The 11,640-nt window shown below is 71.2% G+C and carries 10 protein-coding genes and 1 riboswitch; of the genes, 5 read left to right on the forward strand and 5 right to left on the reverse strand.

What is annotated here, in order from left to right:
* The first annotated feature begins 24 nt into the window (after positions 1–24).
* Positions 25–1,752, forward strand: coding sequence for a response regulator (locus C5F48_RS07120; protein WP_107663214.1), 1,728 nt, complete (start codon positions 25–27; stop codon positions 1,750–1,752).
* On the opposite strand, the gene C5F48_RS07125 is transcribed toward C5F48_RS07120, so the two are convergent.
* Genes C5F48_RS07125 through C5F48_RS07145 form a run of 5 tightly spaced genes read right to left on the reverse strand, consistent with a single transcriptional unit; the run spans position 1,753 to position 6,856 of the window.
* Complete coding sequence (locus C5F48_RS07125; protein ID WP_107663215.1) at positions 1,753–2,403, reverse strand: adenosylcobinamide amidohydrolase; 651 nt, start codon at positions 2,401–2,403, stop codon at positions 1,753–1,755. It abuts the gene before it with no gap.
* Positions 2,400–3,146 carry an ABC transporter ATP-binding protein gene (locus tag C5F48_RS07130; protein WP_107663236.1) on the reverse strand — a complete coding sequence of 249 codons (747 nt, stop codon included), beginning with the start codon at positions 3,144–3,146 and terminating at the stop codon, positions 2,400–2,402. The genes C5F48_RS07125 and C5F48_RS07130 overlap by 4 nt, the downstream gene beginning before the upstream one ends.
* Complete coding sequence (locus tag C5F48_RS07135) at positions 3,146–4,135, reverse strand: FecCD family ABC transporter permease (RefSeq protein ID WP_107663216.1); 990 nt, start codon at positions 4,133–4,135, stop codon at positions 3,146–3,148. The genes C5F48_RS07130 and C5F48_RS07135 overlap by 1 nt, the downstream gene beginning before the upstream one ends.
* Positions 4,132–5,025 (reverse strand): ABC transporter substrate-binding protein, encoded by an 894-nt coding sequence (locus C5F48_RS07140; RefSeq protein WP_373454331.1) that lies wholly within the window; start codon positions 5,023–5,025, stop codon positions 4,132–4,134. Before C5F48_RS07140 ends, C5F48_RS07135 begins: the two co-directional genes overlap by 4 nt.
* Positions 5,000–6,856 (reverse strand): TonB-dependent receptor plug domain-containing protein, encoded by a 1,857-nt coding sequence (locus C5F48_RS07145; protein WP_107663218.1) that lies wholly within the window; start codon positions 6,854–6,856, stop codon positions 5,000–5,002. The genes C5F48_RS07140 and C5F48_RS07145 overlap by 26 nt, the downstream gene beginning before the upstream one ends.
* A gap of 136 nt (positions 6,857–6,992) precedes the next feature.
* A riboswitch (cobalamin riboswitch) is annotated at positions 6,993–7,190 on the reverse strand.
* A gap of 156 nt (positions 7,191–7,346) precedes the next feature.
* On the opposite strand from C5F48_RS07145, the gene C5F48_RS07150 reads away from it, so the two are divergent.
* Genes C5F48_RS07150 through C5F48_RS07165 form a run of 4 tightly spaced genes read left to right on the forward strand, consistent with a single transcriptional unit; the run spans position 7,347 to position 11,637 of the window.
* Entirely contained in the window at positions 7,347–8,801 is a 1,455-nt protein-coding gene (locus tag C5F48_RS07150; RefSeq protein WP_107663219.1) for an amidase, read from the forward strand.
* A gap of 58 nt (positions 8,802–8,859) precedes the next feature.
* Entirely contained in the window at positions 8,860–9,930 is a 1,071-nt protein-coding gene (locus C5F48_RS07155; RefSeq protein ID WP_107663220.1) for an ABC transporter ATP-binding protein, read from the forward strand.
* 2 nt (positions 9,931–9,932) lie between these two features.
* Positions 9,933–10,844, forward strand: coding sequence for an ABC transporter permease (locus tag C5F48_RS07160; protein ID WP_107663221.1), 912 nt, complete (start codon positions 9,933–9,935; stop codon positions 10,842–10,844).
* A complete protein-coding gene (locus tag C5F48_RS07165; RefSeq protein ID WP_107663222.1) occupies positions 10,834–11,637 on the forward strand; it encodes an ABC transporter permease in 804 nt (267 codons plus the stop codon). Before C5F48_RS07160 ends, C5F48_RS07165 begins: the two co-directional genes overlap by 11 nt.
* The last annotated feature ends 3 nt before the right edge of the window (positions 11,638–11,640 follow it).

Consider the following 11,640-nt stretch of genomic DNA (forward strand, 5'->3'; position numbering starts at 1 on the left):
ATCCACTCCGGGAGGCCGCCGCAGATGATCACCAGCCCGCATGATCCGGCCGCCCTGCGCGACGAGCTCGTGCGCCAGAGCGACCTTCTGCGCCGCGAGCGTCCGGTGCGGCTGGTCGCCATGACGCTGGCCAATGCCATCGCCGCGACGCTGCTGCCGCCCTCGCTGATCCTGCCCTGCCTCCTCGCGGTGATCCTGGGCGAGATCGGCCAGTTCCTGCTGGACCGCGAGCCGTCCCGGCTGGTCGAGCCGGCGCGCTACCGGCTTTACCTGCTGATGGCCTTCCTGCTCGAGACCGGATTCGTGATGCCGCCGGCGATCCTCTGGCATCTCGACGACCCGTTCATGAAGGCCTTCGCCGTCGGGCTGGCGACCTGCCTGATGCTGCATGTCGCCACCGTGCGCTCGATCCACCTGCCGATGGGTCTCACCGGCATCGCCGCCGTGGCCCTGCCGGGGCTGGCGAGCAACACGCTCTACTGGCTGCCGCGCGGCGAGTTCACCGGCTTCCTGGTCAGCACGCTCTGCGCGCTGGTCGCCATCGGCTATACGCTGGGGGCCATCGTGGTCAGCAACCGGCTGCACCGGGAAAGCGCCGAGCGCGGCCTGGCGGCGCAATCGGCCAGTGCGGCGAAGGACCGTTTCCTCGCCCAGATGAGCCACGAGCTGCGCACGCCGCTGAACGCCATCCTCGGCATGGGCCATGCCGAGCTGCGCCGCGCCCGCGATCCGGCGAGCCGCGATCACCTCTCGGTGCTGATCACCGCGGCGCAGGGGCTCAGCGTCATCCTCGACGACATCCTCGACATGTCGGCGGTGCAGAAGGGGCTGCTGCCGATCCGCCCGGTCGCGGTTTCGCCGCGCGACGAGATCCTGGCGACGGCCGAGCTGTTCCGCCCGATCATCGAGGAGGCGGGGGTGGCGCTGCTGCTCGACCTCGCGCCCGACCTGCCGGCGCGGTCGCGGCTCGACCCGCAGCGGCTGCGGCAATGCCTGTCGAACCTCCTGTCCAACGCGCTGAAACACACGACCAGCGGCTCGATCCGCATCACCGCGCGGACCGAGCCGCGCGCCGGGGGGCGGCCGCTGCTGCGGATCGAGGTCAGCGACACCGGCCCCGGCATCGACGCGGGCCGGCAGGAGGCGATCTTCGAGCCGGTGCTGCGCGACCCCGATGCGACGGCGCCGGCGGGCAACGGGCTCGGGCTGTCGATCAGCCGGGCGCTGGCCCGGCGGATGGGCGGCGACCTCTGGGCCATGCGGCTGACCCCGGGCGAGAGCGGCGCGCATTTCATCCTGACGCTGGAACAGGAGATCCTGGCCGACCCGCCCGCCCCGCCGCCCGCGCGACAGCCGCAGCGGCCGGAGGAGACGGAGCTTGCCGGCCGCCGGGTGCTGGTGGTGGATGACATCGCCACCAACCGGCTGGTCGCGAAAGCCTATCTGCAGCTCTTCGGCATTGCCGCCGCCGAGGCCGGCAGCGGGCCGGAGGCGCTGGCGATGGTGCGGGGCGGCGGGTTCGACCTCATGCTGCTCGACATGAACATGCCGGGGATGGACGGCGTCGAGACCTTCCACGCGCTGCGCTCCCTGCCCGGACCGGAGGCGCGGCTGCCGGTGGTGGCGATGACCGCCGACGCGATGGAGGACCAGCGCAGCGCCTATCTGGCCGAGGGGATCGACGGCTATGTCGCGAAGCCGGTCACCCCGGAGCGCATCGCGGCGGAGCTGCGCCGGGTGCTCGCCGGCTGATCAGCCCTGCGCCCTGCGCCAGCGCAGCCAGTCGGCTGTCGCCGCCGCCACTGCGCCGCGCACCGCAGCCCCCACCGCCTCGCCCGCCGCCGTGTGCTTGCCGGCATAGCGCCCCGCCCCCGGCAGGCAGGCCAGCGCCACGCAATCCGTCCCGGTGCCGGTCGCCGTCCCGGTGGCGAGCTCCCAGCCCGTCGCCATCACCGCCGCCGTCCGCGCCTCGACGGCGATCGACAAAGCCTCGAGCTGCGCCGCCTCGGTCAGCTCCGCCTCGACCGCCACCGCCAGATTGATCGTGCCGAACTCCGCCGCATGCCACGGCAGCCGCCGCCCGACGCTTTCGGCATTGGATAGCCCCACCGTCGCCAGACAGGCCGCCCGCAGCCCCTCGACCGTCACCACCTCCAGCCGCCATGTCCCCACATCGCGCGAGGTCATCATCGCCACCGCCTGCCCCAGCCCCGCCGCGCCCAATGCCTCCGCCAGCCACGCCTCGGCATCGAAACCCGGCGCCAGATCGGCATTGCGCACCTCGCGCCAGACGATCCGGTCGGTGGTGACGAACCCCGCGCGATGCGGCGCCCAGCTCAGCACCCGCATCGGCCGGGCCAGCTCCGCAATCAGCCAGGGCCGCTCCAGCCTTACCTCGATCACCGCGTGACCCCCAGCGGCTGGACCACCGGCCCCTCCGGCGTCTCGGCATAGAACACCCGCACGCCGAAGACCGCCGCCATGTTCTCCGCCGTCAGCACCGCGGCAGGCGGGCCATCCGCCACCACCTGCCCGCGCGCCAAGAGCACCAGCCGCGTGCAATGCCGCGCCGCCAGCCCCAGATCGTGGATCGAGGCGACCACCGCCCGCCCCTCCGCCGCCAGGTCCTGGAACACCTGCATCGCCCGGATCTGGCTCTCCGGGTCCAGCCCCGCCACCGGCTCGTCGGCCAGAAGCAGCGGCGTCTCCTGCGCCAGAGCCCGCGCGATCAGCACCCGCGCCTGCTCGCCGCCCGACAGCGCCGTGGCGACGCGCGCGCGGTAGCCCTCCAGCCCCATCCGCTGCAACGCCCGCTCCACCGCCGCGCGATCCTCGACCCCCATCGCCCGGCCCAGATGCGGCGCCCGGCCCAGCGCCACCAGCGTCTCCACATCCACCGGCCAGGCGATCTCGCGCGCCTGCGGCAGGAAGGCCACCGCCCGCGCCCGCTCGCGTGGCGTCAGCCGGGCCAGCGAGCTTTCCCCCTCATGCGCCAGAAATCCCAGCGCCGCGCGCAACAGCGTGGTCTTGCCCGCGCCGTTCGGCCCGATCAGCCCGACGAACTCGCCCGGACCCACGGTCAGCGTCACCCGGTCCACCACCGGGCAGTCGCCGCGCCGCACCGTCAGGTTGGAGAGCGCCAGCATCATGCCTCCAGCCTCCGCATCCGCCAGATCAGGTGCAAGAAGAACGGCGAGCCGACCAGCGCCGTCAGCACCCCCAGCTTCAGGTCGCGGTCGGGCGCGATCACCCGCACGGCGATGTCGGCGGCCAGCAGCATCGCCGCCCCGCCCAGCGCCGCGGCAGGCAAGAGCCGCGAGGGCCGCGCCCCGACCAGAGGCCGCAGCACATGCGGCACCACCAGCCCGACGAAGCCGACCGTTCCCGCCACCGCCACCGCCGCGCCCACCGACAGCGCCGTGCCGAAGATCAAGACCAGCCGAAGCCGCCCCAACCGCACCCCCATCGCTTCGGCGGCATCCTCGCCCAGCGTCAGCGCATCAAGCCCCCGCCCCAGCGTCAGCAGCATCAGCGTGCCCAGCAGCATGAAGGGTGCGGCCAGCGCCACATGCACCATCGACCGATCGGCGAGCGAGCCCATCATCCAGAACACGATCTCCATCGCGGCAAAGGGGTTGGGCGACAGGTTCAACACCAGCGCCACCCCGGCCCCCGCCAGCGCGGAAATGGCGATCCCGGCAAGGATCAGCGCCAGCGCCCCGCCCCGCGGCCCGGCCAGCCCGAGGATCAACAAGACCGACAGCGCCGCCCCGGCCAGCGCCGCCAGCGGAAGGGCCAGCGTGAAGGCGGCGGCGATCCCGGTCTGCAGCGCGATCACCGCCCCCAGCGCCGCCGAGGAGGACACGCCGATCAGCCCGGGCTCGGCCAGAGGATTGCGCAGGAAGCCCTGCATCGCCGCCCCCGACAGCCCCAGCACGGCGCCCACCATCAGCCCCAGAAGCGCCCGCGGCAGGCGGATCTCGCGCATCACCAGCACCACCGCCTCGCCGCGCCCGGTCAGCAGCGCCACGACGGACTCCGTGAACCCCAGCGCCGCGGGCCCGACCAGCAGCGATGCCGCGAACAGCAGCGTCACCAGCGCGCCCAGCGCCGCAAGAAGCCCGCGATAGCTCAAGGGGCGGCCTGCGACAGCTGCATCGCATCCAGTCCGCGCCGCGCCTCGCCCATCCCCGCCACCGCGCGCAGGACATGGGGCGTGCCGCAGATCCAGTCGGCGTCGGTCACCTCGGCCGACCCCGCCCGCTCCCGCACCGCCTGCAACGCCGGATGCACGAGGATCTCCTCCGACCGCGACGCGCCGGGATAGGGCAGCGAGGTCACCACCATCTCGGGCTCGGCCATCACCAGCCGTTCCAGCGGCAGGATGCCGCCCCCCGCGAGCCCCGCCGCCACCGCGACATTGGAAAACCCGGTATGGCGCAGGATCTCGTCAGCCAGCGTCCCCGCCCCCGTGGTATAGCCGTTCGGGTAATACATCGCCGCAGGCGCAGGCTCGGCGCTCACCCGCAACCGCGCCAGATCGGCCTCGTAGCGCGCCACCAGCCGCTCGGCCTCCGCCTCCCGTCCCATCGCCGCGCCCACCAGCCGCAGATGCGCGGCCACGTCGTCGAGGCTGTCGGCCGGCGGCAGCTCCACCACCGTCACCCCCAGCCTGCGCAGCAGATCCACCGTCGCCCGCGCCGTGAAGGCGCCCGCCAGCACCAGATCGGGCCGCAGCAGAAACACCTGCTCCGCCTGACCGTAGTTCTGCGGAATGCCCCGCGCCTCCTCCACCATCGACGAGGACTGCGGCTCCACCGCCAGCGCCGAGACCGACACCAGCTGCCCCGGCGCCGCCAGCATCATCGCCAGCTGATCGGTGCAGAGATTGATCGACACGACGCGCGCGGGGGCGTCGGCCTGCGCGCGCGCCGGCAGAAGCGCCGAGCCCGCGACCGAAGCGCAAAGCGCCACGGTGCGCAGGCCTGCGCCCAAGGGATCAGAACCGCGCACGCAGCCCCGCAAAAACCGACCGCCCGGGTTGGCCATAGCCTCTCACCGTCTGATAGTCCTCGTCGAACAGGTTCTCGATCCGCAGATAGGCATCGGCGCTGTCGCTCACCGCATAGCTCAGCGCGGCATTGGCCAGCGTGTAGTCGTCGAGCGGCTCGTCCGGTGCGCCATAGGTCACCACCGTATCCATGACATCCGCGACATGCTGCACCGTGAGCGTCCCGGTCAGCCGGGCGGTCAGACGCGCGTCGAGGCCAAGGACCAGATCGTGCCGCGGCACGCGCACGCTGCGCGTCTCCACACCCTGATCGGTGGTCTTGGCGTCGGTATAGGTATAGTTTCCGAACAGCGTCCAGCCTTCCGCGACAGCCACCCGCCCCGAAAGCTCCACTCCGCGGCTGCGGGTGTCGCCATCGACCTGCGCATAGCAGCCGAAGCCCGACCCGCAGCTCGTCTCGTTGGCGTCGAAGCCGATGCGGTCGGTGATCGTGCTGTCGAACAGCGTCAGTTGCAGGCTGCCCTCCTCGCCGAACAGCCGCTCCACCCCCAGCTCGTAACTGCGGCTGGTTTCGGGCTGCAGGTCTTCCGAGGCGTAGCCGCCGAAACGTTCGTAGATCGACGGCAGCCGGAAGCCGGTGCCCGCGGCGCCGCGCAGGATCGTCGCGTCGGTGATCCGCCATGCCGCCGCCAGCCGGCCCGTGGTCCTGCCGTCGAAGTCGCTGGGGTCGTCATGCCGCAGCGCCAGCGACAGGTCGAGCTCGGGCGTCACCGCATAGCGCAGCTCGCCGAACAGGGCATCCGACTCGTTGCTGCCCGGCTGGCCAGCCCCGGCGACCAGTTCCTCCTTCGTGCGCTCCGCCCCGAAGGCGAGACGGATCTGCCCGGACAGATCGGCGCCGCCGAGATAGGAGATCCCGGTCTGCCGGCCCTCGTAATAGCCGATGTCCGAGGGCTTCTGCACAGGCGTCCGGCGCTCGATCGTGGTTCGGGACAGCGAGAGCGTGTGCTCCACAGCGCCGGTCGTGAACTCCGCAAAGACCCGACCGCCCCTCAGGTTGCCGCGCGTCGTCTCGAACGAGTCTGCCGGCCCCTCCGTGCCGAACCGGTCGAAGTCGAGCACCGTATCGGCGGACAGCCCGCTGGCGCCGAGGCGAAGCGTCTCGGTGAGATCGAACGCGCCATAGAGCGTCGCGAAGGTGCTGGCGAAACTGTCGCGCTCGGTTCCCGAGGCCGCCGAGGAAATGCCGTCGGTGATGGTCCGCGTCACCGTGAAGGCCAGTTCCGCCCGGTCGGTCAGCAGCCCGCTCGACAGGTTGCCCGACCAGGTGCTGTTGCTGCCGGTCTCGATCGAGGCGACGCCGCTCACTCCCTGATCGGTCGGGCGGAAGCTGCGGATGTCGACCACCCCCGCCACCGCCTCGGAGCCGTAGAGCGCCGATTGCGACCCGCGCAGCACCTCGACCCGCGACAGACCGCCCGTCGCCAGCCCGCCGAAATCGAAGGCCGTCTGGGTGGCCGAAGGGTCGGCCACGTCCAGCCCGTCGATCCGCACCGCGATATGCTCCCCCCCGAGCCCGCGGATGCGCAGCTTGCTGGTCGCCCCGAGACCGCCGCTGCGGCTGTAGGACAGGCCCGGCAGCCGGGCGAGGTTGTCGGCCAGAGCGATGTCGCTCGCCTGAAGATCCTCTTCGCTGAGGAGGCTGACGCTGGCCCCCGTCCGGCTCGCCTCGGTCTCTTCGAGGCTCGCCGACACGACGATCCCCTGCAGCAGGATGTCCTGCGCCAGGGCCGGCGCGGGGATTGCGGCCATCAGGGCCAGCAGCGGAAGGCTTGGGTGTTTCATCTTCACTTCCTTTCCTCCGCGGACCCTTCGGGGCGGCGGAGCGGCTTTGCGACAGTGCCGGCCGAGGAAGGTCCCCGGGGCGGCGGTTCGTCACCTGAAGCGGGAAGACCGCCTCCGGAACGCGCCCCGCGCCCCGGAAAGGGTGAGCGCCTCGGCAGGTCTCCTGACTCGCGGGTCTCCGCTCGGGTCGGCCTTCCCGGGGGAACCCCCAGTGGCGCTGTCGACCGTCGCTCGCCGCTCACAGTTGCGGGGGCAGCCGCGGGATGGGCCGGATGGCCGCACCGCGTTCCCTTTTCATCCGGGGTCAGCCGGAACCGAAGCCCGCCCTGAATAGGTTAACGCTCCCGCCTGTCAAGCCCTGCCCCGGCGCGTGGTACGACTGCGACGAAAGGTGTCGCATTTGCCCCTTGGAACGGCGAATCCGGGTGGACCCCGGCCCCCTGCCGCCGCAGCATGGCCGGGACCGCCAGAGCAGACAGAGGGGAATCGCATGTTTCGGACTTTCGGCGCAGAGGACGCAACCGATCTCGCGGCCCTCGTCGCCCGGCGCGACGTGACGCCCGACGAGCTGCTCGACGCGGCGCTGCAATCGGTGGAGGAGCTGAACCCGGCGCTGAACGCCGTGGCGCTGGTGCAGGAGGAGGCCGCGCGCCGCGCCATCGCCGCCGGCCTGCCCGCCGGCCCCTTCACCGGCGTCCCCTTCCTGTTGAAGGATCTCGGCTGCGAGGCGGTGGACTTCCCGGCGCACAACGGCTCGCGTCTGCTGGCCAATACCCGCTACGCGCAGGATTCGGCGATCTTCGAGCGGATGCGCGCCACAGGGGTCGTCACCTTCGGCCGCACCACCTCGCCCGAGGGCGGGATCGGCGTCGCCACCGAGGCCGCGGTCTATGGCGGGCCGACCCGCAACCCATGGAACCCCGACCACACCTCCGGCGGCTCCTCCGGCGGGTCCGGCGCGGCGGTGGCGGCGGGGATCGTCGCCATGGCGCATGGATCGGACGGCGGCGGCTCGGTGCGGGTGCCCGCCTCCTGCTGCGGGCTCTTCGGCTTCAAACCGACCCGCGCCCGGCTGCCCGACGGGCCCTATTCCGGCGAGGGCTGGGGCGGCATGGCGATCGACGGCTTCCTCACCCATTCGGTGCGCGACACCGCCGCCATGCTGGACGCCTGCGCGGGCGCCGATCTGGGCGCGCCCTATTGGGCGCCGCCGCTGGTGCGCAGCCATGCCGACGCCATCTCGCGCCCGCCGCAGCGGCTGCGCGTCGCGCTCTGCGACACCACGCTGACCGGCGAGCCTATCCATCCCGAGGTGCGCGACGCCGTGCTGGCCGCCGGCGCGCTCTTGGAGAGCCTCGGCCATGTGGTCGAGCCGATGCGGCCGCACGCCGATGTGGCGCGGATGATGGCGGCCTGGACCGACATCGTCGCCTGCGGCACCGCGCTCGGCATCCGCAAGGCGCTGCGCGGCCAGCCGCTGGCCGAGGGCGAGGTGGAGGGCGTGTCGCGCGGCGCCATCGCCCGCGCCGCGCAGATCCCGGGCGAGCGCTATCTGGAGGCGGTGGGCGAGATCCATGCCTTCGGGAGGCAGATGGCGCGGTTCTTCGACCCCGAGCGCGGGCCGGACATCCTGTTGTCGGCCACGCTAGCCGAGCCGCCCGCCAAGGTCGGGCGCTTCTCGCATGACACCGAGGATTACGTGGCCTTCCGCACCGGGCCGGAGGGCGTCTTCGCCTATTCGCCGTTCTGCGCGGTGTTCAACGCCTCGGGCCAGCCCGCCGCCTCGCTGCCTTTGGGCATGTCGGCGGGCGGGCTGCCGATCGGCATCCATCTCGCCACCCGCTTCGGCGAGGATGAACTCCTGATCGCGCTCTGCGCAGAAATCGAGCGGGCGGCGCCCTGGAGCCACCGCAGACCGGCCCCGTTGCCTCTGGGCCCCGCGTGAGGGTTGCCAGAGGCGGAGGGGCCTGCTTAACCTTGGCGAAACGACAGCGGGGAAATCAGTGACCGAAACCATAGCCGTCGAGGCCCGCAATGCAATCAAGGCCTTCGGCCAAGGTGACGTGGCCGTCCGGGCGCTGGACGATGTCTCGGTGCAGATCCGCAAGGGCGAGTTCTTCACGCTGCTCGGCCCCTCCGGCTGCGGCAAGACTACCCTCTTGCGGCTGATCGCCGGCTTCGAGACGCCGACCTCCGGGTCCATCCTGCTGGATGGCAAGGACATCACCAGCGATCCGCCGAACCGCCGACCGGTGAACACCGTGTTCCAGAGCTACGCGCTGTTCCCGCATCTGACCGTGGCGCAGAACGTGAGCTTCGGCTTGCAGATGCAGGGCCGACCGAAGGCCGAGGTCACCGCCACCACCGACCGGATGCTGGCGCTCGTCCGGCTGGAGGCGATGGCGGGGCGCAAGACCAGCCAGCTCTCCGGCGGCCAGCAGCAGCGCGTGGCGCTGGCCCGGGCGCTGGCCCCGCAGCCGAAGGTGCTGCTGTTGGACGAGCCGCTTTCGGCGCTGGATCTGAAGCTCAGGAAGGAGATGCAGACCGAACTGAAACGGCTGCAGACCGAGACCGGGATCACCTTCATCTTCGTGACGCACGATCAGGAAGAGGCGCTCACCATGTCCGACCGGATCGGGGTGATGAGCGCCGGCAAGATCCTGCAGATCGGCGGGCCGCGCGACATCTACACCCGCCCGGCCAACCGCTTCGTCGCCAGCTTTATCGGCGAGACCAACTTCCTGCCCGGCACGCTGCGCGACGGCCGCGTCATCCTCGCCTCGGGCGGCAGCATCGAGGTGGCGGCGACGCTGCGCAACGCCGGCAATGTCACGGTGGCGGTGCGGCCCGAGCAGGTGCGGATCGTGCCAGCGACCGAGCCCGACGCCCTGCCCGCCACCATCACCGATCTGGTCTATTTCGGCACCGACACCCATTGCCACATGGCGCTGGCCGACGGCTCCGAGGTTGTGGCGCGGCTGCAGAGCAGCGTCTCCGGCGAGGCCGGACTGGAACGCGGCGGCCGCGTCGGCCTGCGCTTCGCCCCGGGCGCGGCGCAGGTTCTGGGGGAATGAGCATGTCCGCAGGCGAAGAGGCCGCCAAGCGGCGGCGGGTGCGCGACGGCTGGCTGCTTTCGGCCCCGGCGCTGCTGCTGCTGACCCTCGCCGCCGCCGGGCCGCTGCTGGTGGTGCTGGTCTACAGCTTCCTGACGCCGGGCCAGTATGGCGGGGTGGTCTGGGAGTTCTCGACCGACGCCTGGGTCGGCATCCTGTTCACCCGCGACATCTTCACCGAGACGATGCAGCTGGCCGACGCGCATCTGGCGATCTTCTGGCGCTCGGTGCGGCTGTCGCTGCTGACCACGCTGATCACCTTCGCCGTGGGCTTCCCCACCGCCTGGTTCATCGCCACCCGCCCGCCAAAGGCGCGGGCGCTCTGGCTGTTCCTGATCACTATCCCGTTCTGGACCAACCTCTTGATCCGCACCTTCGCCATCAACGAGGTGATCCGCAACGAGGGCATCCTGAATTCGGTGCTGATGGCCGCCGGGATCATCGCGACGCCGATCCAGATCCTCTACACCGATACCGCCGTGCTGATCGGCATGGCCTATGTCTACCTGCCGCTGATGGTGCTGCCGCTGTTCGCCGCCATCGACCGCTTCGACATGCGGCTGCTGGAGGCGGGCTACGACCTCTACGCCAACCGCTGGCAGGTGCTGCGCCGGATCGTGCTGCCCATCGTCAAGCCGGGGATCGTCGCCGGGTCGATCCTGGTCTTCGTGCCCTCGCTGGGGGCTTACGTCACCCCGCGCGTGCTGGGCGGCGGCAAGCAGATGATGATCGGCAATTTCATCGAGCTGCAGTTTGGCCAGGGCCGCAACTGGCCGCTGGGGGCCTCGCTGTCGATGCTGCTGTTGCTGATCGTGCTGGCGGCGCTGCTCGTCTATGTCCGGGCCGCCGGCAAGGGAGGCGCGCATGGCCAGTAAGGGTTTCGACGCGACCTCGCTGCCCGGCTTCACCGCCATCGCGGCCATCGCCTTCATCGCGCTCTACGCGCCAATCATCACGCTGGTCGGCTATTCCTTCAACGGCGCCAACTCGATCTCCAGCTGGGGCGGCTTCTCCTTCCGCTGGTATGAGGCCGCCTGGGCCAACGCCACGGTGCAGGAGGCCACGATCCGCTCGCTGGTCATCGCCGCCTCGGCCTCGCTGATCGCCACCACCGCGGCCACCATGGCGGCGCTGGGGACCACGCGGCGCGGCAGCTTCGGCGGGCAGACCTTCATCTATGTAATGATCAACCAGCCGCTGATGGTGCCCGAGATCGTCACCGCCGTCGCCCTGCTGATCGTCTTCGCCAGCGTCAAGGTCGCCACCGGCTACACCGGCCTCGGCTATCTGATCCTCGCCCATGCCGCCTTCTGCATCCCCTTCGCCTACCTGCCGATCCGAGCCCGGCTGGAGGGCATGGACCTCAGCCTCGAGACCGCCGCCGCCGATCTCTACGCCAATCCCTGGCAGACCTTCCGCCATGTCACGCTGCCGCTCGTCCTGCCCGGCATCATCGCCGGGGCGATGCTGGCCTTCGTCATCTCGCTCGACGATGTGGTCATCACCGAATTCGTGAAATCGGCGGGGCAGGACACGCTGCCCACCTACATGCTCGGCCAGCTGCGCCGCGGCGTGACGCCCGAGGTCAACGCCATCTCCACGGTGCTGCTCGGCCTCACCGTGCTGCTGCTGACCGTCTTCTTCCTGCTCACCCGCAAGCGGGATTGAACC

It is taken from the genome of Cereibacter changlensis JA139 (assembly GCF_003034985.1).
Classification (GTDB): Bacteria; Pseudomonadota; Alphaproteobacteria; order Rhodobacterales; family Rhodobacteraceae; genus Cereibacter; species Cereibacter changlensis.

What these genes read in the sequence shown, in the direction of transcription:
- C5F48_RS07150 (WP_107663219.1), top strand. Translation starts at nt 7,347, where the DNA reads ATGTTTCGGACTTTCGGCGCAGAGGACGCAACCGATCTCGCGGCCCTC.
- C5F48_RS07145 (WP_107663218.1), bottom strand. Translation starts at nt 6,856, where the DNA reads ATGAAACACCCAAGCCTTCCGCTGCTGGCCCTGATGGCCGCAATCCCC.
- C5F48_RS07130 (WP_107663236.1), bottom strand. Translation starts at nt 3,146, where the DNA reads ATGCTGGCGCTCTCCAACCTGACGGTGCGGCGCGGCGACTGCCCGGTG.
- C5F48_RS07165 (WP_107663222.1), top strand. Translation starts at nt 10,834, where the DNA reads ATGGCCAGTAAGGGTTTCGACGCGACCTCGCTGCCCGGCTTCACCGCC.
- C5F48_RS07160 (WP_107663221.1), top strand. Translation starts at nt 9,933, where the DNA reads ATGTCCGCAGGCGAAGAGGCCGCCAAGCGGCGGCGGGTGCGCGACGGC.
- C5F48_RS07120 (WP_107663214.1), top strand. Translation starts at nt 25, where the DNA reads ATGATCACCAGCCCGCATGATCCGGCCGCCCTGCGCGACGAGCTCGTG.